General features: G+C 70.6%; 22 protein-coding genes and 2 pseudogenes. 9 read left to right on the top strand and 15 right to left on the bottom strand.

What is annotated here, in order from left to right; genetic code table 11:
• The first annotated feature begins 87 nt into the window (after positions 1-87).
• The gene (locus BS83_RS12410) at positions 88-1,881 is read left to right on the top strand and encodes a chloride channel protein (RefSeq protein WP_084713399.1); all 1,794 of its coding nucleotides are present in this window, start codon (positions 88-90) and stop codon (positions 1,879-1,881) included.
• A gap of 722 nt (positions 1,882-2,603) precedes the next feature.
• Here the strand turns inward: BS83_RS12410 and BS83_RS12405 are convergent.
• The 3 genes from BS83_RS12405 to BS83_RS12395 form a co-directional block, all read right to left on the bottom strand.
• A complete protein-coding gene (locus BS83_RS12405) occupies positions 2,604-3,074 on the bottom strand; it encodes a hypothetical protein (protein ID WP_037603790.1) in 471 nt (156 codons plus the stop codon).
• 62 nt (positions 3,075-3,136) lie between these two features.
• Positions 3,137-3,499: a hypothetical protein gene (locus tag BS83_RS12400; protein WP_037603789.1), complete on the bottom strand. Its 363-nt coding sequence runs from the start codon at positions 3,497-3,499 to the stop codon at positions 3,137-3,139.
• 177 nt (positions 3,500-3,676) lie between these two features.
• The gene (locus BS83_RS12395; protein WP_232248235.1) at positions 3,677-5,080 is read right to left on the bottom strand and encodes an APC family permease; all 1,404 of its coding nucleotides are present in this window, start codon (positions 5,078-5,080) and stop codon (positions 3,677-3,679) included.
• 327 nt (positions 5,081-5,407) lie between these two features.
• Here BS83_RS12395 and BS83_RS12390 point away from each other — a divergent pair, with 327 nt between their 5' ends.
• Positions 5,408-6,577, top strand: a complete 1,170-nt coding sequence (locus BS83_RS12390; RefSeq protein ID WP_037603788.1) for a site-specific integrase — start codon at positions 5,408-5,410, stop codon at positions 6,575-6,577.
• Between the two features lie 111 nt (positions 6,578-6,688).
• Here BS83_RS12390 and BS83_RS12385 read toward each other — a convergent pair whose 3' ends face one another.
• The 3 genes from BS83_RS12385 to BS83_RS12375 form a co-directional block, all read right to left on the bottom strand.
• On the bottom strand, positions 6,689-7,405 hold the full coding sequence (locus BS83_RS12385; RefSeq protein ID WP_037603787.1) for a DUF1345 domain-containing protein: 717 nt from the start codon (positions 7,403-7,405) through the stop codon (positions 6,689-6,691).
• A 117-nt stretch (positions 7,406-7,522) separates the two neighbouring features.
• Entirely contained in the window at positions 7,523-7,870 is a 348-nt protein-coding gene (locus BS83_RS12380; RefSeq protein WP_037603786.1) for a PRC-barrel domain-containing protein, read from the bottom strand.
• 146 nt (positions 7,871-8,016) lie between these two features.
• On the bottom strand, positions 8,017-8,268 hold the full coding sequence (locus tag BS83_RS12375) for a DUF5133 domain-containing protein (RefSeq protein ID WP_037608745.1): 252 nt from the start codon (positions 8,266-8,268) through the stop codon (positions 8,017-8,019).
• A 604-nt stretch (positions 8,269-8,872) separates the two neighbouring features.
• Between BS83_RS12375 and ku the strand changes: the two genes are divergently transcribed.
• A complete protein-coding gene (ku, locus tag BS83_RS47440; RefSeq protein ID WP_051942966.1) occupies positions 8,873-10,882 on the top strand; it encodes a non-homologous end joining protein Ku in 2,010 nt (669 codons plus the stop codon).
• A 147-nt stretch (positions 10,883-11,029) separates the two neighbouring features.
• Here ku and BS83_RS12360 read toward each other — a convergent pair whose 3' ends face one another.
• The 4 genes and pseudogenes from BS83_RS12360 to BS83_RS12345 form a co-directional block, all read right to left on the bottom strand.
• Positions 11,030-11,428 carry a hypothetical protein gene (locus tag BS83_RS12360; RefSeq protein WP_037603784.1) on the bottom strand — a complete coding sequence of 133 codons (399 nt, stop codon included), beginning with the start codon at positions 11,426-11,428 and terminating at the stop codon, positions 11,030-11,032.
• A 301-nt stretch (positions 11,429-11,729) separates the two neighbouring features.
• The gene (locus BS83_RS12355) at positions 11,730-14,768 is read right to left on the bottom strand and encodes an AAA family ATPase (protein ID WP_232248689.1); all 3,039 of its coding nucleotides are present in this window, start codon (positions 14,766-14,768) and stop codon (positions 11,730-11,732) included.
• Positions 14,769-14,828: 60 nt separating this feature from the next.
• Positions 14,829-15,982: pseudogene (mobF, locus tag BS83_RS47435) on the bottom strand (MobF family relaxase); the annotation flags it as partial.
• A 1,082-nt stretch (positions 15,983-17,064) separates the two neighbouring features.
• Complete coding sequence (locus tag BS83_RS12345; protein WP_157597148.1) at positions 17,065-17,517, bottom strand: hypothetical protein; 453 nt, start codon at positions 17,515-17,517, stop codon at positions 17,065-17,067.
• A gap of 263 nt (positions 17,518-17,780) precedes the next feature.
• Here BS83_RS12345 and BS83_RS12340 point away from each other — a divergent pair, with 263 nt between their 5' ends.
• Positions 17,781-18,521 carry an ArsR family transcriptional regulator gene (locus BS83_RS12340; protein ID WP_232248234.1) on the top strand — a complete coding sequence of 247 codons (741 nt, stop codon included), beginning with the start codon at positions 17,781-17,783 and terminating at the stop codon, positions 18,519-18,521.
• A gap of 146 nt (positions 18,522-18,667) precedes the next feature.
• Positions 18,668-18,982, top strand: coding sequence for a hypothetical protein (locus BS83_RS12335; RefSeq protein ID WP_037603780.1), 315 nt, complete (start codon positions 18,668-18,670; stop codon positions 18,980-18,982).
• A 173-nt stretch (positions 18,983-19,155) separates the two neighbouring features.
• Here BS83_RS12335 and BS83_RS12330 read toward each other — a convergent pair whose 3' ends face one another.
• The 4 genes and pseudogenes from BS83_RS12330 to BS83_RS12320 all read right to left on the bottom strand — a co-directional run bounded on the left by BS83_RS12330 (position 19,156) and on the right by BS83_RS12320 (position 21,396).
• Entirely contained in the window at positions 19,156-19,740 is a 585-nt protein-coding gene (locus BS83_RS12330) for an SMI1/KNR4 family protein (protein WP_037603779.1), read from the bottom strand.
• A gap of 86 nt (positions 19,741-19,826) precedes the next feature.
• A pseudogene (locus tag BS83_RS43840) lies at positions 19,827-19,949 on the bottom strand (IS21-like element helper ATPase IstB); the annotation flags it as partial.
• Between the two features lie 105 nt (positions 19,950-20,054).
• Positions 20,055-20,402, bottom strand: coding sequence for a hypothetical protein (locus BS83_RS12325; protein WP_037603778.1), 348 nt, complete (start codon positions 20,400-20,402; stop codon positions 20,055-20,057).
• Between the two features lie 124 nt (positions 20,403-20,526).
• Positions 20,527-21,396 carry an IS5 family transposase gene (locus BS83_RS12320; RefSeq protein WP_037603777.1) on the bottom strand — a complete coding sequence of 290 codons (870 nt, stop codon included), beginning with the start codon at positions 21,394-21,396 and terminating at the stop codon, positions 20,527-20,529.
• Positions 21,397-21,671: 275 nt separating this feature from the next.
• On the opposite strand from BS83_RS12320, the gene BS83_RS43835 reads away from it, so the two are divergent.
• From BS83_RS43835 to BS83_RS48570, 3 genes are all read left to right on the top strand, one after another.
• A protein-coding gene (locus tag BS83_RS43835) for an IS5 family transposase (RefSeq protein ID WP_157597147.1) occupies positions 21,672-22,483 on the top strand; the annotation gives its coding sequence in 2 pieces (ribosomal slippage) (positions 21,672-22,014 and positions 22,014-22,483; 813 coding nt in all).
• Between the two features lie 36 nt (positions 22,484-22,519).
• Complete coding sequence (locus BS83_RS48575) at positions 22,520-22,702, top strand: DUF6086 family protein (RefSeq protein WP_332262329.1); 183 nt, start codon at positions 22,520-22,522, stop codon at positions 22,700-22,702.
• A 40-nt stretch (positions 22,703-22,742) separates the two neighbouring features.
• Entirely contained in the window at positions 22,743-22,958 is a 216-nt protein-coding gene (locus BS83_RS48570; RefSeq protein ID WP_332262328.1) for a hypothetical protein, read from the top strand.
• A gap of 34 nt (positions 22,959-22,992) precedes the next feature.
• Here the strand turns inward: BS83_RS48570 and BS83_RS45365 are convergent, their stop codons facing one another.
• On the bottom strand, positions 22,993-23,247 hold the full coding sequence (locus tag BS83_RS45365; protein ID WP_232248232.1) for a hypothetical protein: 255 nt from the start codon (positions 23,245-23,247) through the stop codon (positions 22,993-22,995).
• A 69-nt stretch (positions 23,248-23,316) separates the two neighbouring features.
• Here BS83_RS45365 and BS83_RS12290 point away from each other — a divergent pair.
• A protein-coding gene (locus tag BS83_RS12290; RefSeq protein ID WP_157596645.1) for an IS3 family transposase occupies positions 23,317-24,497 on the top strand; the annotation gives its coding sequence in 2 pieces (ribosomal slippage) (positions 23,317-23,587 and positions 23,587-24,497; 1,182 coding nt in all).
• Positions 24,498-24,566: the final 69 nt, after the last annotated feature.

Below are 24,566 nucleotides of genomic sequence, written 5' to 3'. Positions count from 1 at the left end.
CGCGACTAGGAGCGGCGGACGGGGGCGGCGTCTCAGTGGGCAATCCCACTCTTTTTAGTATGATGCAAGCATTGCATAATGCAAAGTATGAATCCGCAGCTCGCCGCAGCCCCGCCGACCTCCGCGGTCCAGCGGGCGACGACGTTCCTCCGCTCGTCCAAGGGAGGACTCGCCGTCCTCGCGCTCGTGATCGGCGCCGGCGCCGGGCTCGGGGCCGTGGTGTTCCGCTGGCTGATCAAGACCTTCACGCAAGCCCTGTCCGGGCACACGGACTACGCCGCCGCCGGGCACGCCGCCAACCCGCACGTGCCCTTCCTCGGCCCCTGGTTCGTGCTCCTTGCCCCGGTCGTCGCCGGACTGCTGTACGGGCCGCTGGTGCAGCGGTTCGCCCGCGAGGCCCGCGGTCATGGCGTCCCCGAGGTCATGTACGCCGTCGCCCGCCGCGGCGGGCGCATCGCACCCCAGGTCGCGGGCGTCAAGACGCTCGCGTCCGCGCTGTGCATCGGCGGCGGCGGCTCGGTCGGCCGCGAGGGCCCGATCGTGCAGATCGGCTCCGCCCTCGGGTCCACCCTCGGCCAGCTAGCCAGGCTGTCGGAGTCGCGGATCAAGATGCTGGTCGCGTGCGGCGCGGCCGGGGGCATCGCCGCGACCTTCAACGCCCCGCTGGCCGGGGTCTTCTTCGCGATGGAGCTGATCCTGCGCGACTTCGCCGCCGAGTCCTTCGGCATGGTCGTGCTCTCCTCCGTCACCGCCTCCGTCATCGGCCGCTCGATCCTGGGCAACACCGCCTTCATCACCCTGCCGGCCTTCCAAGTGCAGCACATCGCCCAGTACGCCCTGTTCGCCGTGCTGGGCCTGCTCGCGGGCGTGGTCGGGGTCGGCTTCAACAAGGTGCTGTACCGGATCGAGGACGCCTGCGACGCGATCTGGCGCGGCCCCGAATGGGCCCGACCCGCCGTCGGCGGCCTGCTCCTCGGACTGCTCCTGCTCGCCCTGCCGCAGATGTACGGCGTCGGCTACCCCGTCCTGGAGCACGCCCTGGCCGGCGGCTACGCGCTGCTGTTCCTGCTCGCCCTGCTCGCCGGCAAGATGATCGCCACCTCCTTGACCATCGGCATCGGCGGCTCCGGCGGCGTGTTCGCACCCAGCCTGTTCATCGGCGCCATGCTCGGCTCCGCCTTCGGCCAAGGCGCCCACCAGCTCATGCCGTCAATCGCCGGATCGGCCGCCGCCTACGGCATCGTCGGCATGGGAGCCGTCTTCGCCGGAGCCGCCCGCGCCCCGATCACCGCCGTCGTCATCCTCTTCGAGCTGACCGGCGAATACAGCATCATCCTGCCGCTCATGGCCGCCATCGTCCTCGCCACCGGCGTAAGCCACCTGCTCAGCTACGAGAACATCTACACCGCCAAGCTGATGCGCCGCGGCATCGACCTCGACGCCCCCGTCGACCCCGCCGACAACCTCACCGTCTCCCAGGCCATGACCGCCCCACCCCACGCGCTCGGCGACACCACCCCCATCGCCCAGGCGCCAAAGGCTCTGACGCACCACCACCACGGCGTGGTCCCGCTCACCGGCCCCGGCGGCGCGTACCGCGGCACCGTCCACACCCACGACCTCATCCGGGCACTGGCGGACGACGTCGACCTGCAAGCACCGATCGGCAAGTTCGCCGACGACACCCAGCCCACCACCACACCCGACGCCACGCTCGCCACCGCACGGGACCTGCTCACCTCCTCGCACACGACCGGACTGCCCGTCCTGGACCGCCCCGGCGGCGTCCTAGTCGGCTGGCTCGACCACAGCGCCATCCTCCACGCCCTCCACCACCCGCCCCGAACCAATCATCCGAAGGCCATGGCCCAAGCCCACTGACCGGGCACGCGTCCACCACCAGGGACGCGAACAGCGGCCCGACGACGCCGGACTGCCCCTCCGCCAAGTGGCTATCCATGCCAGTGAGCCGGATCGCGTTCGTCCTCCTGCACGGCCTGGCCTGGTCCCCGCGCCCGGCCACGCACATCGGCAGCCGCTCCAGAGGCTGCCACCCCGGGGCAACCCATCCCCCTGAACCCGCCAGCCCCCAGGGGGCGTCGAACTGAAAGGCCCGCATGCAGCACCAGATGACACCGGCCCAGGTCACCTCCGCGCTGCGCGCTGCCTTGGACGGCGACGATCTCCGTCTCCTGCTCGGTCTGCTGGCCCCCGACGTCACCTGGGCGCCCACCCCCGGGGCTGACCCCAGCACGCCAGGCCGCGCCGCCGTCTTGACCTGGTACGCCGCGGTACGCGAGAACCGGGCCCGACCCGCCCTCGACGAGGTCTTCACCCCTACCCCGACGCGGTCGTCCTCGGCCTCGCGGCCGATGAAGCAGCCAAGCCGCGCCTCTACCAGATCTTCCGCATCACCGACGGAAAGATCACCGACGTACGCGGACACACCGACCGCTACCAAGCGCTCGACGCCGCCTATCAGTACGCGAACGGCGCGCCGGACGACCCCAAGACCTAAATCGCCGACCGCGCATGACAACGAAGAGCGGGCGGCTTGCCGTGGCCGCGAAAAGGCCAAGGTGGCGGCGGCGCCGGAACCCCGGTCACGCCTCGGGACGGGTACCAGAGCCTCCAGAAGAGCTGCTCACCGACGCCGACACCAGCAGGTCGGCGATCCAAGGGTCCAGTGCGAACCGCGCCTCAAGCCATCCCGCGTCACGTCCCATGACGGCGCACGCCCAAGCCCTGTAAAGCAGGTCCAGGTCGGACCCCTCCGGTGCGGCCAGCAGCGCCGGGCGCAGCTGGTCCACAGGGAACCCGTCCAGCATGGCCGCCAGCACCCATGGCTGCGCCCATGGTCCGTCAGCGGGCGTGCCGGTACGTGCATCCACGATGTGGCGTAGTCGCACGATGATCGCCAGCGTCAGGCCCGCGCCCGCCAGCGCACCAGCGACCATCGGCCGCTCCCGCCCGGACACGGCCACGAGCGCGACGATCTCGGCCATGCAGAGCAGCAAGACGGCGACTCCGATGCGGCGCAGCGCGCGCTCCGGCCGGATGATCCATCGCGCCATCGCCCATCTCTCCTGACCGCCTGTCGGCCCAGTTCCACCGTACGATCTGCTGACCGAATGCCTCAGGGCCCCGGCGTGCCGACGGTATTGGAGCCCAGGATGTACGGCACGTGCGCCAGCACGGGCGAGAGCCTCCTGCGTTGGTCAGACGTGAGGTGGCCCAACGTGTCGGAGTCCCTCACCCGGGCAAGGCGCAGCAGGTCCCTGGCACCCAGCGGTCCGACGCCGGGGAGCGAACGCAGCAGTGCGCCCATCTCCAGAGCCGCTTCCGGGCTGTCCGGCCTCACGTGCAGCAGCAGTCGCGCCAGGGCAGGTGCTCCACCGGACCGCACCGACGCGAGGGCGACAGCACGCGCGTGATGTCCACCGGCCGGCGCGTCAACGGCGTTGCTGGTCAGCTCCGTTTCGTGGTGCAGGGGCAGCACGGTGACCCTCCTTTCGGAGGCGGCTCGCGGGGGCGGCCGTCGTATATCCAGCATAGAGCAAAATTTGCACCATGCAAAAAAGCTGCGGTGCGGTCTCCAGGCGGCGAAGCGCCCGCCGAGCGAGGCGGAGCAGGGACCGGACGGCGCACCCGGTCACCGATGGCCGCGGCGGCGGGGTCACCTGGATTCCGACTCGGCCTCCGCTGCCACGTCGCGGATGCCCCGGGGGCGTCCGGCCTTGACCCACATCCGGTACAGCCCGCCCGCGATGAGCACCGCAGCAGCGAGCGAGGCGATCGGCTCGCCCCGGGAGAGATTGACCACCAAGACGAAGGTGACGGCGACCGCGCCGACCAGGTTCACCACGGCGTGGCCGAACTGCCGCTCGCTCAGCGAGAAGCGGGCCATAGCGACCAGGCCGGCGAGGAAGGCCATGAAGACCGATACGGCGTAGAAGAGCACGAGCCGCTGATCGTCTCCGCCAGCGGCGACGATCACCAGGGCAGAGACGGCCAGGAATAGGACGACGCCCCAGTAGGGCGTGTGGTGCTTGTTGGTGCGGCCCCACAGCGCCGGGAGGATGCCGGCCTCGCCGCCGTCGGCGCACTGGTGCCGGGCGAGGGCCTTGAGCAGGCCAGGGCCCGCAGCGAAGGACGAGGATGCGGCCGAGAGCAGCAGCAGCGCGGTGAGCAGTTGAAACAGGGCGTACAGCGGGCCGGACGCGGCGGCGTGCGCGAGGTCCGCGATCTGGGTGCTGTCCGGGGCGGGGATGCCGATGCGCAGGTGGACAGCCTCCGCCGTCAGGCCCAGGGTGATTCCGCCGACCAGCAGCAGGGTCAGCCACAAGGTGATACGGCCGAAGCGGCGGCGTCCGGCGTCGTCGAGCTGACCGAGCTGCGCGATGGCGGAGGAGGGGGCCTCGACCCCGGTCGCCAGTGCCATCGCGACGGGAAAGGCGACCGCGACCGCGAGGGGAGCCCAGCGGCCCGCACTGTGGCTGATGGTGCCGCTGGGATGCACCGGGGCACTCAGGCCGCCCCACAGCACGGCGACGGTGACACCGATGAAGACGAGCGTCATCAGCGCGAAGATGGCGCGGCCCAGGTGCCCGAACCAGGTCAGCCCGGCCACCAGCGCGGTGAGCGCGAGCGCGAGGGGGATGCGCCAGGGTGCGGCGGCGGGCAGGTAAGCGATGATCGCCGATGCACCCGCAGCAGAGGAGATCGCGATGGTCAGGACGAAGTCGACGATGAGCGCGCCGATCGGCACGAACGCCGCAGCCTCCCCGAAGGCGTCACCGGCGGCGGCCGCGGCTCCGCCGCCCTGCGGGTAGCGGGCGACGAGCTGGTGGTAGTTGACGATGACCAGCGCGATCAGTGCAACGACCAGGCCCATGGTCGGCAGCAGCTCAAGGTCCCCGTGCAGAGCCCGCAACGCGGCCTCGATCGCGTACGCGACCGAGGACACCGGGTCGGCCATCACCGCGAACGCGAACGCGATCAGCAGCACCGGCCGCGCGTGCAGCAGCGACCGCCAGCGTGGGGGCCCTGCGGCGGGCTGAGGCGTCATATGGGTCGTCACGAGGCGTGAGCTGCTTTCTCATGGGAAGGGGGACGAACGGACTGCACCGCCGACCAGACTTCCCGGCACACCAGATCCGGAGCCTAGCTAAGAAACCGCTGGATGCACGTCAAGAACTCGTCAAGATCGGCCATCGTCCAGACGGCTGCCCGCGGCCGGACGCACCCGCGCGAGGCAGCCCGCCCCCCCGCGAACCACCGAATCACGTGCAAGGCACCCGTGGCGAGACAAGCTGCCGGCGTCCAGCTACGTGATCAGTGCCGTAATAGAGGGAAGATTCGATCAAGGAATCCGACCTCTGTCCGCCACACCCCCAGGGGGTACCCCGTGACCCGAGAACCAGCCGCAGACGTCGTCGACGCCGAGCTCGTCGACGACGGGCCCGACTGGTCCGCCGCGCTCGTCCCGGCCCGGCCTCGCGGCCACGGGCCGCGCTACCTGGTCGACCGGCACACCGTGCTCGGTCCCGGGGAGATGCCACCCACCATGGAGGAGCTGCCCCGCTACTCCGAGGCGGACTTCCGGATCAGCGCGGACACCGCGCAGCGCCGCGCCCGCGCCGGGGCGGACAACACCCGGATCAACCGCGACGCCACGATCCGCCGGTTCGAAGCCTGGTGCGCGGGGGAGGGCCGGGTCGCCCGGCCGTGCACCGACGCCACGTACCTGGAGTACGCCGGGCATCTGATGCGGCGGCAGCCGCGGCTCAAGCCCGACACCATCGGCATCTACCTGGGCCACCTCTGGCGCTGGCAGCCCGCCGGGCTGCGGCCGGACCGGCTGGAGACGCTGGAGCTGCTGGAGACCTACCGGCGGGAGAACCCGCGCGCCTCCCGGAAGCGGCAGGCCCCGGCGCTGCGTCTGCCCGACGTGCTGGCGATGCTCGCCGCCGTCGACGAGACGACCGCGACCGGGAAGCGGGACGCGGCGCTGCTGGCGGTGATGTACCTGATGCTGGCCCGGCGCAGCGAGATCCCGGACATCGACCTCGAGTACACCCAGCTGCTGCACGACCAGGTCGTCATCGACCTCGCCGCCGACAAGAACCACCAGTCGGGGGAGGGGCTGGAGCTGATCCGGCTGCACGACCGGCCCGACCTGCGGCCGGTGCGCCGGGTCCGGGCCTGGCGGGACTGGCTCAAGGGCCAGGGAGTCATCGCCGGTCCGCTGTTCCGGCAGCTGTCCACCGGCGACCGGCTCACCGCCCGCGCCCTCTCCGCCGGGCCGCAGGCGCGGCTGTCCCCGGCGGCCGTCGGGGAGCGGATCCAGGTTCTGGCCGAGCGCGCCGGCGTCTCCAAGCCCGCGAAGATCACCTCGCAGGGGATCCGGGCGGGCGGCGCGACCGATCTGGCCGAGGCCGGTGCGGGCGGCCGGGCGCTGCGGCGGGCCGGACGCTGGCGTGAGACGTCGACTGTGCCGGAGAACGTGTACGTGCGGCCGATCGAGGACGACGAGGCCGACCCATTCGCCTCCGTGTTCCCTCGCGCGGGTCAGTAGTCGATCCCGGACGGTGAGATCGACGGTGAAGTCAGGGCCGAGCAGGCCTCCGCTCTCCCGGTCTGTCTCCCCTTCTCCTGCGCGGCGGTGGGCGGTGATGGTGCGGGGAGGTTAGTGCAGGATGCTGACGGCGCGGGCGATGACCAGGAGTGAGGTGATGAGGGCGGCGATGGCCTGGACGCTCATCATGAGCTTGGCGCGGGTCGACAGGGGCATGGTGTCGGTCGGGCTGAACGCGGTGGAGTTGGTGACCGAGACGTAGAGGTAGTCGGCCAGGGTGGGGATCCAGTCGGCGTTGATGCTGGAGCCGTCGGCGACTTCCTGGACTGCGCCGTGGTTCTCGTCCTGTGAGAAGCGGAAGTCGGCCATGGGCAGTTCCTCGCGCGCGGCCTGGGTGCGGGCGACGGGGCCGCCGCGGTCCAGTTCCCAGTAGGCAAGCCCGAACACGATGATGTTGGTCGCCCAGACCTGCAGGGCGGCCACCAGCAGCGCGCCGCCGTCCTTGATACCGGCGGAGACCAGGTCGTGGACCAGCAGTCCCAGGGCGAACAGGTTGCTGCCCGCGATGATGGCGACCAGGACCAGCGAGAGGGCCCTGGAGGTCCGGTTCTGGCGGGTCATGCGCCGGGGGTTGATCACGAGCGGGGGGACGAGGAGGAGCACCTCCAGGGCGGGTAGCACGAACCGCGGGCCCAGGAGCAGGTTCTGCGGCAGCAGCAGGTACAGGGCGACGGCCACGAGCGTGGCCGCGACGGCGGGCAGTCGGGCCTCGCCGCGCCGCTGGTGGCGCGGGTGCCGGGTGCGGGCCTGCGCGCGGCTTGAGGCCATGGGGCTGTCGGTCTCCTGTTCTCGAGGATGTGCCCTGGGGGCGCTTCCGGACGGCATCGGGGTGGTCCGCGCGGTTCTCCTGCGCGGACCACCCCGATGCGGTGCTGGGGAGCGGGTTTACAGCGTGCGGCCGTAGTAGGCGCCGATGTCGTTGCGGTAGTCGGCGTCGCCGGCGTGCTTGTCCTGGTGGTACTCGGGGGAGTCCTTGATCTCGTCCTTGGTGCGGCCGACCTGGACGCTCCGGTTCACGGCGTCGACGGACATGATCGTGCCGGCGGGGAGCAGGACGTGCTTCCCGAAGATCCACGGCCCGGTGTCGACGACGAGGTACTGAGCGCCGACCTCGGCGGAGTGCTCGTCGACCTTCCCGATATGGCCGTCGGTCGCCTCGACCCGGTAGCCGGTGAGGTCGATACCGGCCTGGTAGCCGGAGTCGGCCTGGTAGCCCCACATGCCGTTGTCCACGAGAACACCCTTTCGCAGGAGACGGAATCGACCCGGCGTCGACCGAAGAACGGTCGAACCGGCCCTCCGTGAGCTCCTGACCGCTCTCCCGGCGCCCATGCGCCGGCATCGGAAGCCACCGGGACACCGGGGCAGCGTGGCGTCGGTCAGGCGACGGCTGGGTCCGCACGCTCGGGGGCGAGCAGGGAATCGTCGTGGGGGCGGGCCCCGGGCAGCCGGTAGCGGGCGGCGGCCAGCGCGCTGTCGATGTCGCGGGTGCCGGTGGCCACGCACAGGGTGTAGGTGACGTCCTCCAGGCGCCGGCGGGCCTGCTGGTCCCCGTGGTCGGCCCCGAGTAGGGCCAGGGCCGCGTACTCCTTGATCAGATTGTTCAGCACCGTCGGATGCGCCATCAGCACGTCGACCACCTCGTATCCCACCTCAAGCCTTTGAAGCGACCCTGCCGTGTCGCACGCTGCGCATGCCCCCTCCCTGTGGTGTACATGCACAGTCGGTTGATCGTTCCCACCATCGGCTCAAGCGACAGGGTGCGTGGATCACAGGGTCCGGGGCAGGCGTGCTGTGTGAGGCGTGGCCATGGTGGCGCGGCGGGAGTGGTCGCTGATCGCCGGCTACGGGAGTCCGGGGCCGTGGATGTAGCGGCGTGGGTCTGCGGAGGGGGCAGGAGCGGATGCGGCGTAAGCCGGACCTTCCCGGGGCGATGGTGGGGGCGTGGTCGTGGCAGGAACAGGCGGCGTGCGCGAATGCGGATACGCCGCTGTTTTTCCATCCCGCAGGGAGCGGGGCGTGGTGGATGTGAGCAAGCCGCGAGGATGACTGGCCGGACAGGAAGGTGTTTCGGGTGGTGGGTTGGCGTCGGGCGCGGAAAGTGGCTGCACGGGTGCGCCTGGCGCGACGCGGACCACGGCCCAACAGGGCAAGCCGCCGCCGGGCCACCCCACGGCCTGCGGTGCGCTACCGGCCACGTTCGACCGTCGGGTGCGGCCCGCGCCCGGAGCCGGGGTGCCCGCCTCGCTGCGGGCGGCCGCGGGGTGGTCGTGGCGCCTGCTGGTCCTGGGCGTCGTGGGCTACGCGGTATTCACCTTGCTGGACCGGTTCCTGCCGGTGGTTGTCGCCGTGTTCCTCGGCCTGGTGGTCACCGCGCTGCTGCGGCCTCTGGCCGACCTGTGCTCGGCGGTGATGCCGCGTTCGCTGGCGGTGCTGTGCTCCTTCGTACTGGTCGTGATGGCGGTCGGCGGACTGCTAACCGGGCTCGGGTTCCTGATCGCGCACCAGGCCCCCCAGGTGGGTTCACAGTTCGACGCGGGCGTCGGCCGCCTGGAGCGCTGGCTGGAGGGCGCCCCCTGGCACGTGCGGCCCGAGGCGCTGACGGGCCTGCAGGCCAAGATCAGCTCGTTCGTCAGCGCGCACCGCTCCACGCTGCTGCAGAGCGCCGTGTCGGGGGCCACCCAGGCGGTGGAGGTGTTGACCGTCGTGGCGCTCCTGTACACGGCGACGCAGGACCACACGGTGCGCTTCCACCAGCTCCAGCGCGGCACCGGCGACCGGGTCCGCAACAAGCGCGTCAACGAACGCACCGGCAAAGAGGTCGACTACGGCGACATCGTCAAGGGCTACGAGATCGCGCCCGGCGAGTACCTGGTGGTCGAACCCGAGGAGCTGGACCAGATCAGCCCCTCGCGCTCCAAGACCATCGACATCGCCGGCTTCGTCGACCTCGCGCAGGTCGAGCCGATCTTCTTCGACCGCACCTACTACCTCGGACCCAAGGGCGAGGAGTACACCAAGATCTACAAACTGCTCGCCGAGGCCCTGGAACGCACCGACCGGGCCGGGATCTGCCTGTTCGCGATGCGCGGCAAGGAATACCTGACCGCGGTACGCGCCCGGCACGGGCTGCTGGAGCTGCACACCATGCACTTCGCCGACGAGATCCGCGAGCCCCGGGACGAGATCGACGACCTGCCCACCGGCAAGACCAAGGTCAGCACGGCCGAACGGGACACCGCCGAGCAGCTGATCGGGATGCTCGGCATCGACTGGAACCCTGGCCAGTACCACGACACCTTCGAGGAACAGGTCCGCCGGCTGGTCAAGGACAAGGCCGCCGGCCGCGAGATCGCCGTCTCCAAGGGAGCTCCCGCCCAGGCCACCAACGTGGTCGACCTCATGGACGCCCTCAAGGCCAGCATCGACACCGCCCGCACCCGGCGCGAAGGCGAGTCGGTCGCCGAAACCAGGCGCCGGGACCGCCACCTCACGCCAGGCCGCCAAGAAGGCCCCGGCGGCGAAGAAGCGCACCGCAATCGCGCGCGAGAACCTCGACGACCTGACCAAGGCCCAGCTGTACAAACGCGCCACGGACCTCGACATCGCGCACCGCTCCACCATGACCCGCGACCAGCTCGCCGACGCAGTGAGGAAAGCGAACCGGACGGCCAAGTCGCACGCGGCCTGAGTGCCGGACATCAAACACCTGCTGAGCCTTTGGCGGCACAACGACCCAGGTCACAGCCGGGTCGAGGTCCTCAGACTGGCCGCGCCGTGGCCAGGCTTTGGCGAGGCGCTGTTGGGCGTCGGCGAGGTTCCGGCCGGTGGTCAGCTGGCGTTCGGATCGCCGTGCTCGGCGACGGTCGCGACGAAGCGGCGCACCAGATCAGTGAGGTCTGCCATCTGCGCGGTGAGGTAGCGCTGTCCGCCGGGCGCGTCGAGCACGGCGGCGTAGGAGCTGGATGGCTGGCCGGCGGGTCCGCTGTGGTGGGTGGCCGTCAGATCGTGCGCCACGGCGAGGAAGCGGCGGGCGTCGGTGAGGTAGGTGGCCGCGTCGTCGACGGTGGCGCTCGCGCCGGCTGGGGGGCGGGCGGATACCTGGGATCGGGGTGCGCGGCGCAGTGCGCTGCGGGCCTGGTCGATGCTGTGGCGGGTCGATGCTGTGGCGGGTGGCGAGGGCTGCCCGCTGGGCGTCGGGGGTGGCGAGGTGGGCGAAGCGGCCTGCGGTGCCGTGGTCGGTGAGGTGACGGTCGATCTCGCGCAGTACAGGATCAACGAGCGCGATCAGCGCGGTGCGCTCGCTGGGGGACAGGCGTCGGTCGGGGACCGCTCGCCGGGCGAGGTCGAGTCGGTGACGGGCCAGATCGAGGAAGTCCGCCAGCGTCGCCGTCACGGGGCGTCCAGGTGGCGCAGGCCCGCGGCGGCTTCTGCGGCGCGGTCGGCGCAGGCGTGGAGTCGGTGGACCTGGTCGGGGTCGGCGGTGGCGCGGCCGGCCTGGTCGAGCAGGAGACGGGCACGGTCCAGCAGATCGGCGAGCTGGCCGGCCTGAGACCGTGCGACCGGTTCGGGTAGGAGCGGGGAGGGGCCTTCGGCTGGGATGGCGAGCAGGTCCCGGCCGGCGATCGCGGCGCCGGAGGCGGCAATCGCGGTCTCCGGGCTGACACCGTCGGTCCAGGCAAGGGCGTCGGCGAGGTCGGCGGCCAGGGTCAGCGTGTCCCAGGCCAAGCGCTCGACGTCGGCCGGGGCGGGCTGCCGCAGCGCGGCGGCGAGGCTGTCCAGGGTGCTCATCGCGACCTCCTGATGGGCGGGTTCGGCTGCGGGCAGTGTGCCGACCGACTGTGTCGACGGCGGACCCGGCGGCTGCGGTTCTGTGGATAACGGGGACCTGTGGACAACCCGGCTGCGAACGGGACGGTCAGCGTTCGGGAGCCTGGTCGTGGTCCTGCTGTTGTTCGTCGTCGCGGCGTCGGCGCTCTCGGTCCCGTTCCGGGGCGTTCTGGCCAGCGGTACGCCAGGATCCGGCGGGCGTCTCGGTGGTGGACGTGGGCGCGGCCGACGCGAAGGAGCGCCAGCCGCCGGTGCGGGCCGGCTACTGCTCGGGGCCGTCGGCGGCGTCGGGAGTCGCCGAGGCCTCGGGTGCGGGGGCGGCCTGGACCTGGTCGGGGTCGAGGCCGTCGCGGCGCTGCTGCGCGGCGGCGATGCCGCGGGCGCGGCGGCCGACGTCGTCGACCTCGGCCTGCAGCGCGCGCCAGGCCTCAGCCTGGCGGGGGTCGGCGGGCTCGTCACCGAGGCCTGCGGTGGTGGCGGGGGTCTGGGAGCGCACACGCCAAGCGTCGACCAGGGCAGCGGTGTGCTGCCAGCGGTCGCGCAGCGGGTGGTCGGCCGGTGGCACCGGTCCGAGCGGCCGCGCCCAGGTGGGGGTGTCGGCGGCGAGAGCCTGGCCGGTCTGCCGCAGGCGCGCGTCCATTACGTCGCGGCGCTGGTCGAGGTGGTCGCGCCAGTCGGCGGGCGTGTGACGGGGGTCGGTCTGGGCCTGGACGGGGGCGAGCCAGGTCGGGACCGGTCCGGTGTGGTCGGCCTGGAGCGCGGGTGCGTCGGCCGGGAGATCGGGCAGCTTGGTGCGCAGCCGCTGCTCGGCGGCGACCTGGTCGGCGATCACCTCGGCGCGCTGCAGGGCGTCGTGGGCGCGGTCGACGTCGTGGAGCTGGGTGATTCGCTTGGGGATCTCGAAGGACTCGGCGGACACTTCGCGCTGCCAGTCCTCGGGGGCCCGGTCGAGCGCGGGCAGGGCGCGGCGCAGCCGCTGTTCGGTGCGCAGTTCGGCGGCTAGGCGGACGGCGTCTTGGGTCTGGTTGACGTCGCTGGGGCGGCGGGCGTCGCGTCGGGCGTGGGCAAGTTGGTCGGCGAGCTCGGCGCGGGTCAGGCCGCCGTGGCGGCGGTCGGGCCAGGCCGGGTGCGGCAGGCCGAACGCGGTGACCGGGCGCGGGTGGCCGGCGACGCGGGCCTCGGCCTGCTGCAGCGCCAGCAGGGCCTGCGCGCGCTGGGCGCGGGTCTGGTCGCCGAGTTCGGCGAGCCGGTCGGGCGCGTAGTCGGCCAGCGGCCTGGCGCCGGGCCGTTCAGCCTCCTGCGCGGCGGCGCGCTGCCGCGCCTCGACGCCTTCCTCGACGCGGCGGTCGATGCGCCAGGACAGCACGGCGGAGTTGTCCTCGGCGCCCGTGAAGCCGCGCTCGCCGACGGCGATGGTGAGGATCGTGGCGGGGTCGAAGCCGAAGAGTTCGGCGTCGTGCAGGGCGCGTTCGACGGCGGGCCAGGCCTCGGCGGCGATGAACATCTCCGCGCGCTGGTCGCCCAGCGTGTGGCGGGCCAGAGCCTGGTAGCGCTGGCCGAGCGCGCGGGCGTGGACGTCGGTGTACTCGGCGGCGAGCTGTCCGATGCCCCAGGCCCGGTCCTGCTCGGCGCGGATGGTCTCGTGGGCGGAGCGGGAGGCCTGGCTGTGGCGGGCGATCCGCGCCAGCGCGTCGTCGACGCTCTCGCCCTTGTCCAGGACGAGGAAGAGCCGGTTGTCGCCGCGGCCGCGGGTGAGCATGACGTAGGCGCTCTCGCGGCTGGTCCGGCCCGAGGCGAGACCGCCGCCGGCGTCGACGGTGGCGCCCTGGCCCCGGTGTCCGGTGGAGGCATAGCCGAGCTGGGCGTGGTCGCGCAGGTAGGCGGCATCAAGGCGGATCCGGCCGCCGTGGTCGGTGTGCCGGACCGTCGCGGAGCCGTCCCGGTTGACCGCTTCGACGGTCCAGACGTCGCCGTTCTTGACGAAGTCCTTGCCGCCGCGCAGCGTGAGCGTGCGCCGGTTCTGGCGGGTGACGACCAGGTCGCCCGCGTAGGCGTGCTGTTCGTCGCGCAGCGGCGTGGCGTGTGCCGGGTCGAGCTGTCCGCGGCTCATGCGCCAGGCCTGGGCGCGGGTGTTGAGGTCGGCGACGGTGATGTTGTCCTCGGCCATCATCATTGCGGCCTGCCCGGCCTCGGTGTCGAGCTGCCAGCGGGCGAACAGCTGGTCGACCATCTGCTCGTAGGTGCCGCCGACGATGCGTCCGTGCTGCCGGTACCAGGCGAAGGCCTGTTCGGGGTCGCCGTCGCGCAGCAGCAGCGACGCGGCGCTCTCGCCGGGGGTCTGGAAGCGGTGCACGCTCTCCAGCTCGACGACCTGGCCCTGCTGGGCGAGCAGGCGTAGCACGCCGCCGGACTCGATCGCGGCGAGCTGGGCGGGGTCGCCGATCAGGCGGACGTGAGCACCGGCGCGGCGGGCTTCGTCGACGACGTGGGCCAGGCGGCGGGTGCCGGCCATCCCGGCCTCGTCCACGATGACGACGTCTCCGGGGTGCAGGCGGTAGCGGTCCTCGACGCGTGCTCCGGCGGCGCGTTCGCGCTGGGCGAGCCACTCGTGGACGGTGAACGCGTCGGTGCCGATCTCGGCGGACATGACCTGCGCGGCGCGCGCGGAGGGGCCCAGGCCGATTACGCGACCGCCTTGGGCGCGCACGGCGTCGGCGACCAGGCGCAGGGCGGAGGTCTTGCCCGCACCGGCCGGTCCGATGCCGGCGACCAGCAGCTGCTCGCCGGTGGCGAACGCGCGGGCCAGGCGCTGCTGTCCCGGGTCGAGCGGGCCCGTGTGCGCGGCCAGGACCTGGTCGAACACGTCGCCGGAGACGGCGGGGATCGCGGCCGTCTTCGCGGCGGCGACGACGGTGTCCTCGGCAGCCAGCACGGCCGCGGAGGTGTAGAGCTCGCTGCCCTTGCGCCGGTAGACCGACGTGCCGTCCGCGCGCGTCAGCGGCGCGAAGACGGGGTTGGGGTCGGGCGGGGTGATGTCGATGCTGAGCTGCGAGAGGGCCCGGTCGGTGATCTGCTCGGCCAGGTCGTCGGAGCGCCAGGCTCCCTTGGTCGCGGCGGTCACCTGGCGGCGGGCCTCGGCCAGGACGTGGCTGCGGTGCCAGACTGCTCGGTGGTCGGAGACGGTCTCCAGGACGGTGCCGGCGAGCTGGTCGAGGTCCACGGTGGTCCGAGCCGAGCGCGCCGGGGCGGCCGCTTCCTGGGCGCGCTGCAGCAGCTGTTCGACGCGCTCGGTGCCGAACATGGCGACCGCGTCCGCGCGCCATCCGGCCCGCAGTTCGGCCAGGGACTTCGCGTGCTCCTTGTCGGGACGGGTGTCCAGGGTGGCCTGCTGCAGGAGTCGCAGCCTGGCCTTGTCGGAGGGCTCGTAGCCGTGCTCGGCGATGTACGCCTGTAGCAGTTCGTCCATGCGCGCGTTGATGTCGGTGGAGCGCCGCGAGTGGGCTTCGATCAGGTCCGCGTCGACGCCGGCCAGCTCCATCACGGGGCGCTTGCCGGGCGTGACCTCGCGGGCCTCGGTGGCCAGGTCCAGGGCCGTGGCGACGTGCTCGATGACGCGCTGGTTGTAGAACTCGGACGCCGGGACGTTCATCTGCATGAGCAGCGTTCCGTCGATGGAGCGCCACTTGTCGTCCTCGCCTTTGACCTTGTTGGCGACCACGACGTGGTCGTGGAGCATCGGGTCACCGGCCCGGCTGTCGTAGTGCCGGAACCGGGTGGCGATCCCTCCGCTCTGGACGTCCTCCTGGGCCACGCCGTTGACGCCGGTGCGGGTCATGAGAGCGTGCTGCTCGATCCAGCCGAGAGTGTCGGCGATGGCCTGCTCGTGGGCCTGCTCGACGGCGTTCCGGGTGGCTTCGTCTCCCAGGCCCCATAGCACCGAGACGGTTTGGGCGCGGAGAAGACGAGGTCGAATCCGGCGACGGCCGCGGATCCCTTGCCGCCCTGGGCGGTGATGAACTGGCCGAGCTCAGCTCGGCTGATCGGATTGCGGCCGTGGCGCTCGCGGAACATCTGTGCCCCGACGCGGCCGCGCAGTGCTGTCTGCTCCTCGGGGCTGACCGGGCGGTGCTCGCGGCGCTCCAGGTCGGCCATCGCCGCGCCCAGGCGGCGGCCGAACTCGCCGTCCTTGGCCTCGTACTGGTAGTACCGGCGGCCCAGCCGTGCGGCGGCAAGGGCCTGCTTGGGTTTGTCGCCGGCAGCGAGGCGTTCGGCGACGATCTGCTCGGTGTCAGGGTGAAGTCCTTCGCCGAACAGGGCCTTCAACTGGGACTCGGCGACGGTGCCGGAAACGCCCAGCAGCGGGGCACCGGAGCCGACCCAGACGCCAGGCGGATTGCCGCCTGCGGTGTAGTAGTCGCCGAGCTCCCGGGCGCCTTGACGGGCGACGTCGGCGGTCGCTGTCTCGCGCGTGTAATAGCGGTACCCATCCCCAGCGCTGAGCTTGTGGATGGTCATCATGTAGCGACGATACCCCCGAGATCATTCGTAATGCATGAGATGGACTGTCTTGATCTTGACGTGGTGTCAGTCTGTCGCGTCAGTGAGCGCAGCGAAGTATGCGACAGGCTGACACCACGTCAAGATCAAGACAGTCACGACGTAGTCGGCGGCTATCCACAGCGGTGCTCCCCGAGCACCTCTGTGGATAGCCGTACACGCCCGCTCGGCGGGGCGGGCCAGGGCCGGACGGCCGGTTGAACCGAAACCGCCAGGTTCGGGGCGGAGGCGTCGGGAGGTCACAATGATCGTCGACGAAGGGAGCCTCATAGATGACCGACAATCAGGACAGCGCGCAGACGAAGCGCCGCGGGTCGCGGCAGGTCGCGGCGCGGGAGCAGGCCAGGCTGCGGGCAGCGCAGTACACGGCGCGGGAGAGTGAGCGTCAGGAGATCGCGATGCGGTTCCTGATGACGCGCGAGGACATCGCCGGCCGGGAGGCCGCGGTCGAGCGGCGGCTGGCCGCCGAGCGGGCCAAGCTGGAGCAGAAGGTCGAGGAGCTGCGGGTCCAGCTGGAGGCTCCGCTGTCGGAGCTGCGCCAGGGCGCGGACGGCCTGGTGGTGGAGCTGCTGGCAACGGGCGTCAGCCAGCAGGAGGCGGCCGGACGCTTTGGGAATCACCGCGGCCGAGGTCGGCCGGGCCAAGCGGGAGCGCGAAAGGGTCGTGGAAGCGGCCGCCTCCTCTGGTCAGGACGTGCCGATGCCAGCGCCGGCTCAGGTGCCGCAGCAGGCTGGGCAGGCAGAGGACGTACCGGTGGCGGCGGGCACCTGAGTTGCCAGGACGGGGGCGTGAGCGGCCTTCAGGGACCTGGACGCCCTCTCGGTCCCGCCAGCCGGGCGGCGAAAGGACGGTTACCCGTGGCTTCGGCGGGCGCGGCTGCGACGCCCGCCGAAGCCGCGTCGGGCGGTCATCGGGGCGGGGGTCGGTTATCGGCCGGGCCTGGACGCGCTCCCCCGATCGCTGCCGGCGACAGTCGCGCGTCCGGCCCGCCGGACAGAGGTCCTCACTTGCAGTGCCCTGAGGCTGCAGACGAGCCCGGGTCAGCGGTACAGGATCGGCGATTGGATCGGCCCGTAGTCCTCCCCTCCAACGTTGACGAACATCTCGACGGACCACTGGTGGCCCTTCGGCCAGTAGGACCCGAACGTCGTGTTGTCGGCGACCGTGCACTCTCCGGCCGGCAGATCGCCGCACGCGAAGTACTGCGGGTCCACCGGATTGCCGTCCTCGAGCAACTGGACTATGACGAAGTCCACTGGGATGCCGCCCAGGAGGTAGCCGCTGCCGTTGATGGCGTCGCCGCTGGCGCTGATGCACGGCCTGACCTGCACGTCGATGTCGTAGCCGGGGCGATAGTCGTACCAGGCCCGGCAGCCGCCCCCACTTGCCGCGTGTGCAGGGGCGGCGGCGGTGATGACGCCGACGCTGAGCGTGGCGGCGAGGGTGATTGCGGTGAGGGCTTTGCGTCCGGGTAGGCGCACGGCATCTCCCATGGTTGAGGTCTTGGGGGCCCAGCGGTCGGGCCCCTGTGCGTCCACATCCTTTCGGCCCCGCCCGAAGACGGGTAGCTTTCGTCACGTAGGCGCAAAAGCCCTGATGAGGGCGTCAAGACCAGGGGGGGCGATCTTTGATACGCATTCATCTCGGGACCGATGGCTTAGGCAATGTGAGAATCTCTGCTCTCCCCGATTTCGACTCCGAACTGACAGCGGCCGGGACATCCCATGCCCACGACGGCCGACCCACCGAGCCTCTGGTGCAGCTCTACTCGCGGAGCCTCTCGCCGGATCTCGCCGAGGGTGTCAGCCACCGCTACCTCGCCCACCTGTTTGCCCGCCGCGCTCCCACGCCCTTCACCAAAGCCCTCGCTGAGGGAAACGATCGAGCCCACCGCGTCCTGGCCGCGTCCGTCGACCACCTGCGCAGCACCGCCATCGAGCCGCGCCTCTCGGGCATCCGCGCAGCGGTCGCCGCCCGCGCGGCCGCCCTCTCACACATCTACGTCAATAGCGGAGCCTCGACGATGCTCCACGGACTCGGACACGACATCAGGCTCCGCCGCGGCGTACTGGAGGTGCCGACGGTCTTCGATGCGGACCTTGAACTCGGCGAGCGCTCGCTTCGGCTCCAGGCAGTAGCTCTCAACCGACGGGTGTCGCTGGCCGAGCCTGCCGACGACCACCTGACCATCCGGATCCCCGCCGGAACTCCTCCGCGGGTCGAGCCGGACCAACTGGCAGCACTTCGGTCCCTGCTGGGCGCCGGCAGAGCAGAGACGCTCGATGCCATCGTCATGTCCGGAGGAATCACCGGACAGCATTTGGCCTCGCGGCTTGGCGTATCGAACGCAGCGGCCAGTCGGTGCGCCTCGGCGCTACGGCGCGCCGGTCTGATTCGGAGCCTGCGCATTGGGCAGGCCGTCAAACACGTCGCAACGCCGCTGGGCTATCACCTGACGCAGCCGGAAGGAACGAGTTGGGAGGCACGCCCGTGCTGAACCTCCCTCGAAGCGAACTGCGCCCAGCTACGTTTCCCCGGGCATGACTGGCCGCACGGCCTGGGCGCGAACTGCTTGGTCACCGTGCGCTATTCCGCAGGTCGGCCGCCGCCCTGCCCGCGGGCCTCTGCGATCAGGCGTCCGGCGTGGCGGACCGTCACCTCCAGGTCCAGCGCGAGCTGTGCGGGGAGCAGGTCGGTTCCGGACTGCGCGGCTTGCTGCAGGAGTTCGCGGGTTCGGGCGCGGCGGCGCTCGGCGGTCTGGTGGGCTTCGACGGTGTCGAGGTTGCGGGGCTTCTTGTCGGCGGCGCCCTTGGGGCGGCCGTGGCCGGGGGCGGCGCCGACGGCGGGGCGCTGGGCATCCCAGGCGAGGACGTTCTGGCGGTGGCGGTAGGGCGCTCCGGTGCCGGTCTTGCCGGGTGGCGGCGGGGTGTCGGCCTGGGTCTTCGCACCGCCGGTTGATGTCGATCACGAGTAGCCGCTCGCGGTAGCGTTTGACCCAGTAGACGACGGCGAGCGGGTGGCTATGTCACTCGTCGTGGATGTCGTTCCGAAGTGATTTCGGGAGTCACTGGCGCACGATTTTCTTGATCAATGCCAGTGAGAACCGATGTCGCTCGGATGCGTCGGGGCAGCTAAGAGGTGGGACGCCCGCGCCTTTGAGCGCTGCGGCTGGCGGGAGAGGTCAGTTCGAGTGCCCGGTTGTCGTGGCCTGCCGCCATCTCGTCCAGCCAGAGTTCATACCAGGCGAGGAAGTCCGGTGCCGGCGAGAGGGCGGGGCCCCAGAACCCATCGGAGTTGCCCGTAAGGATGCGCCCGGTCAGCGGTCCCGTGAGTCCCAGCAGGACCACATCGCTGCATCCTGCTTCGATGATGTGCAGGAACCTGTCGCCTGGTCGTGCCCGGTCCTCGACCGGGGTGAAGCCGCGCGGAGCCCTGTCATCTGGCCCTTTCGGGTCCATCGTGAACAGTTCGCACCTGCTCAGGGGCAGAAGCCCGTAGAACGGGGCAGCTCCCGTCGCGCCGAGGAACGTCAGGAAGTCGCGGTACGGGGCCGGAAGCACGACTGCGTGGTCGGTCTCGAAGGCGTCGAGCGTCGCCGGGCTGACGGACGGTCCGAGCTGGAAGCGGTGCTTCTCCTCGCCGAAGGAGTAGCTGCGAAGAGGACTGAAGGGTATCTGTGCGAGCTTCCGACGCAGGTGGGGCAGGCGGGGGTCCATACTGATCTTCTCTCGTTCGGCCCCGAAGCCTAACGGTGAGGATGCGTTTCGACCACCGAGTAGGACCGCCCCGAGTCGCTCATTCCTCAGCTGGCGCGTTCGGCTTGTGCGCGGGTGTGGGCGAGGCGGTAGGACTCGGTGCCGGTCTGGATATTCGCGCCGTTGAAGGTGAGGCGGTCGACGATTCCCGCACAGATGCGGGGGTCGGTGTCACGCTCGGCACAGGCCGGGGCCATCTCCTTGGGTGGGCCCGCCGGAGGCGCTTTGCCTTCCCCGGCCGGCGTGGCGCCGGCCGGGGTGGGCGGGGCTGTGCCCTAGAGGTTTCCCTTGTGGAGCGGATGGCCCGGGGGGTAGACGATCACGGTGGGGTGGGGCTGGGGCGCGATGAACGGGTTGCGGTACCCCCCGCAGCCGCCTCCGAAGATGGGGATGACGCAGTCGATGATGTTTCCTGCGCTGTTCGCAACGCCTCCGACGATATCGGCCGCGCCGCCCCCGATTCCGCCGCCCCCGAAGAGGCCGCCTGGCCCGAAGAACCTCTTGGATGCGCCTTGGGCGCGGTCGGCTGACTGGGCGTCGGCGTTGGCGGCGGGCGTTGCTGCGGCGAGGGTGGCAGCGAGGAGGGCGGCCGTCACGGCGGCGCGCTTCGCGGTGGTGGTCATACCCGATGAAACGATCACGTCGCGGTCGCGGTCACGGCGCGATGACATGGCTGGGGCTCCGCCTTGGGTGGCCCGTCGGAGGCTCCGTTAGCTCTCTGTTCTGCCCTGTCCCTTAGAGGAGGCTTCATCCTGCGGGTGGTGTCTGATCCTGTGATGTCGGGTCTCGCCATGTTGGGGTGGATTCGCCGGTGAGTCTTCGGGTCATGTTGTCGATCATCGCGAGCTGAATCATGGCCGCGGAACTGGTGGCGAGGCTCTCGTAGTCACGGGTCAGGCGCCGGTGGAGCATGAACCAACCCAGGGTCCGCTCCACCGGCCACCTGCGTGGAATCACGGAGAAGCCCCTGGTCCCGGGCTTGCGGAGGACGATCTCGAGGTCGATCCCCAGTCTCGCCGCGTGCTCCACCGCGTATTGGCGGTAGCCGCCGTCGACCCAGATCTTCCGCAGGCCGGGGTGGCGCTCGGCGGCTTGGTCGAGCAGTTGGGTGCCGGCGACCGAATCCTGCACGCTCGCGGCGGTGACCAGCACCAACAGCAGCAGGCCGAGGGTGTCGGTCAGGACGCTGCGCTTGCGTCCGACGATCTTCTTGGCCGCGTCGATGCCCTGTTCGGCAGTCGGGACGGTGTGGGCGGTCTTCACGCTCTGGGCATCGATGATGCCCGCACTGGGCTCCTCGTTCCGTCCGGCCTGCGTGCGTACCAGGCGGCGCAGCAGTCCGTTGAGCTGCTCGAAGATGCCCTCGTCGCGCCAGTACGCGAAGTAGTGGTAGACGCTCTGCGCAGGCGGGTAGTCGTGGGGCAGGTAGCGCCAGGGGATGCCGGTGCGGTCCACGTACAAGATCGCGTCCAGCAGGTCCCGTAGTGCGTGCTCGGGTGGGCGCCCGTGCGCGATCGCCGTCTCCCGGCGCTTGGCCCGCCATGCCGTCAGCACCGGCTCCACCAAAGCCCAACGGGCATCGGACAGGTCACTGGGATAGGGTTTGCGTTCCGCCATGACTTCGGCGTACCGCGTTCCGGAATCCCCCACCAGGGGCGCACCGGAGCACGGAACAGACCAGCTCAGGTCCGCCCATCCTCGATTGAGACAGGAGCATCCGGCACCGGACGGACACGATTTACCCGTCAGGCGCCACCATGGTCGCCTACGCCTCGACCGTCACTCGCGCGACGTGCCAGAGCGGCCTCAAAACCGCCTTCCACCAGGCTAAATGAGGTTGAAACCTCCTCTTAGACGTCGTTTCTGTTGGTCGTGGCGCTCGTTGACAGGACGTGGCGAGCCTTGCTGAGCATCTGGTGCCTGACGAACTGTGGGAACTGTTCCGCCGGGTGGTTCCACCGACGGAAGTGGTGCGCCCGCAGGGCGGCGGCCGACGTCGTGCAGGTGACCGCGAGGTACTGACCGCGATCATCTTCGTGGCCACGTCCGGGTGCACCTGGCGGCAGCTGCCGCCAGTGTTCGGCCCGTGCTGGCAGACGGTTTACCGGCGTTTCGCCCTGTGGAGCCGCGATCGAGTGTGGGCTCGCCTCCACAGGGTGATCCTCGACGAGCTGGGTGCCCGCGGCCAGCTGGACTGGTCGAGATGCGCGATCGACTCCGTGAGCCTTCGAGCGGCAAAGGGGGGCAGCTGACGGGACCGAATCCGACCGACCGGGGAAAGTTGGGATCGAAGATCCACCTGGTCACAGACAGAAACGGGCTACCTCTATCGCTGGGCATCTCCGGCGCAAACCTGCACGACAGCCAGGCCCTGGAGCCGCTAATCCGAGGCATTCCACCGATCCGCTCCCGCCGCGGACCACGACGCCGACGCCCCGGCAAGCTCCACGCCGACAAGGGATACGACTACGACGGCCTCCGGCGGTGGCTTCGCAGCCGTGGCATCACTCCACGGATCGCCCGGAAGGGAGTCGAGTCCTCCCAGAGACTCGGCCGGCATCGTTGGGTGGTGGAACGAACCGTGTCCTGGCTGGCCGGATGCCGACGGCTCCACCGCCGCTACGAGCGCAAGGCCGAGCACTTCCTCGGCTTCGTCGGTATCGCCGCCGCGTTCATTTGCTTCCGGCGACTCGCCGCAGCCTGACTACGATTCCGCCATGTACAGCAGGGAGAGGCAGCGGTGAGCCAGTACTTCAACCTGGGCGAGCAGACCATCTGGAACCCATCGAATGGGGCGGCCAGGCTGTTCCTGAGGCAGGTCTCTGTCTTCGAGGCGGAACTCGGCTTGCCCTCCGGTCTCGGTCAGATGCGCGATGACGAGTGCCAGATCGACCCCGCGGCCCTGAAGACGTTCCTTCCTTGAGGCTCTGCTGGAGCAGCACCTGCGAACGAGCCATGCGGTCATGATCGCCCTCTCCGAAGGTTTCGTTGCGACCATGCTGGCCCTGACCCAACAGGCCGGCATCGAACTCGCCTGGCCAGCTGGCAACCCAGCGACCTGGGACACCAACAAGGAGGTCCAGGTGCCGAGTCCTGCATCGGACACCGCCATCGCACGCACGCGACCGAACCGGCTCCGCGCTGAGTCCCGCGAGCTGAGCCGCTTCATGGTTCGTTGAACAGACACGCCCCACAGGCGACTGACGAGATCGGTCAGGTCCTGAGCCGGTCCCCCTGCGGATCGAAACAGACCAGGTCCATTGAGCGCGCCAGGTCAGCCGCATAAGCCGAAGCCTCCTCAGCCATGCTCCACCGCATCGCGAAGTAGATCAGCGGTCCGCTGGCCTCGTCGATCAGGGGGCCGGTCGACCAGGGCGACGAGTCCTCCACATCCTCGGTCATGTCACACCACCGCTCAAGAAGGGCTGCAACGTAGGCCGAAATCCGCTCCGTCGGCGGTACGTCCACGGGCGCTTCCCCCAGGTCGTGGACACCCTGATCATTGGATCGCGAGGATCCGTAGAACAGGAGTTCCCGTTGGGGACGTCGAAGTACAGCCCTGAGTTCAGGGCCGATGCCGTCGCGCTGTACCACGCCACGCCGGGCGGTACGTACGCGTCGGTGGCCCAGGACGTGGGCGTCAACCACGAGACGCTGCGGATCTGGGTGCGTGATGCGGAGGCGGCTGCCCGGCCGGGGGCCGGTGAGGCGAGCGCGATGGAGAAGGAGAACCGGCAGCTGCGGGCGCGGGTGAAGGAGCTCGAGCTCGAGCGGGAGATCCTGCGCAGGGCCGCGAAGTATTTCGCCCGGGAGACCAGCTGGTGAGCAGCCGCTTTCAGTTCGTCGAGGATCACCGGGACGCCTACGGCGTGAAGCGGCTGTGCCGGATGATGCAGGTCTCGCGGTCCGGGTTCTACCGGTGGCTGGCCGGCGCGGACGCGCGCATGGAACGGGCGAGGGCGGACGCGGAGCTTGCCGAGCGGATCGCCCGGATCCACACCGACTCGGACGGGACCTACGGGGTTCCGCGCGTCACCGCCGAGCTGCGGGATGCCGGGGACCGGATTAACCACAAGCGCGTGGAACGCGTGATGCGCACGTTCGGCATCGTCGGGCTGCACCTGCGCAAGAAGGTCCGCACCACGATCCCCGAGCCGTCGGCGACACCGGTGCCGGACCTGCTGGACCGTGACTTCACCGCGGCCAGGCCGAACACCAGGTACGTGGGCGACATAACCTACCTGCCCATCGGTGGCGGCCAGTTCCTTTACCTGGCCACGGTGTTGGACCTGTGCTCGAAACGGCTGGCGGGCTGGTCGATCGCCGACCACATGCGCACGTCCCTGGTGACCGACGCCCTGCGGGCCGCCGCGGCCGCCCGCGGCGCAGCCGGACTGCGCGGGGCGATTTTCCACAGCGACAACGGGGCCCAGTACGGGTCCAGGGACTTCGCGCACGTCTGCGCGGAGCTCGGCGTGACCAGATCGCGCGGCGCAGTGGGCACCAGCGCGGACAACGCCGCCGCGGAGAGCTTCAACGCGACCATGAAACGCGAGACGCTCCAGGGACGGAAACGGTGGAACGGGGCCCGCGAAGCCCGACTCGCCGTCTTCCGGTGGGTGACCCGCTACAACACCCGGCGGCGGCACTCCAGCCTCGGCCAGATCAGCCCGGTCACCTACGAACAACGATCAACTACGCTGGTCGTTGCCGCATGACAACCGGTGTCCACGAACCCGGGGAAACGCCCCACCTCCCCGTCGATGTAGCGGTTGTAGAGCTCGGTG

This window comes from Streptacidiphilus rugosus AM-16 (assembly GCF_000744655.1).
In the GTDB taxonomy this organism is placed as follows: domain Bacteria; phylum Actinomycetota; class Actinomycetes; order Streptomycetales; family Streptomycetaceae; genus Streptacidiphilus; species Streptacidiphilus rugosus.
The sequence above is the reverse complement of the archived record's forward strand: the minus strand, read 5'-3'. Positions and strand labels throughout refer to the sequence as shown.

What these genes read in the sequence shown, in the direction of transcription:
- BS83_RS12385 (WP_037603787.1), bottom strand. Translation starts at nt 7,405, where the DNA reads ATGGCCTCAAGCCGCGCGCAGGCCCGCACCCGGCACCCGCGCCACCAG.
- BS83_RS48570 (WP_332262328.1), top strand. Translation starts at nt 22,743, where the DNA reads ATGATCGCCCTCTCCGAAGGTTTCGTTGCGACCATGCTGGCCCTGACC.
- BS83_RS12405 (WP_037603790.1), bottom strand. Translation starts at nt 3,074, where the DNA reads ATGGCGCGATGGATCATCCGGCCGGAGCGCGCGCTGCGCCGCATCGGA.
- BS83_RS12320 (WP_037603777.1), bottom strand. Translation starts at nt 21,396, where the DNA reads ATGGCGGAACGCAAACCCTATCCCAGTGACCTGTCCGATGCCCGTTGG.
- BS83_RS12355 (WP_232248689.1), bottom strand. Translation starts at nt 14,768, where the DNA reads ATGTTCGGCACCGAGCGCGTCGAACAGCTGCTGCAGCGCGCCCAGGAA.
- BS83_RS12330 (WP_037603779.1), bottom strand. Translation starts at nt 19,740, where the DNA reads ATGGACCCCCGCCTGCCCCACCTGCGTCGGAAGCTCGCACAGATACCC.
- BS83_RS12360 (WP_037603784.1), bottom strand. Translation starts at nt 11,428, where the DNA reads ATGAGCACCCTGGACAGCCTCGCCGCCGCGCTGCGGCAGCCCGCCCCG.
- BS83_RS12325 (WP_037603778.1), bottom strand. Translation starts at nt 20,402, where the DNA reads ATGACCACCACCGCGAAGCGCGCCGCCGTGACGGCCGCCCTCCTCGCT.
- BS83_RS12345 (WP_157597148.1), bottom strand. Translation starts at nt 17,517, where the DNA reads ATGGGAGATGCCGTGCGCCTACCCGGACGCAAAGCCCTCACCGCAATC.
- BS83_RS12410 (WP_084713399.1), top strand. Translation starts at nt 88, where the DNA reads ATGAATCCGCAGCTCGCCGCAGCCCCGCCGACCTCCGCGGTCCAGCGG.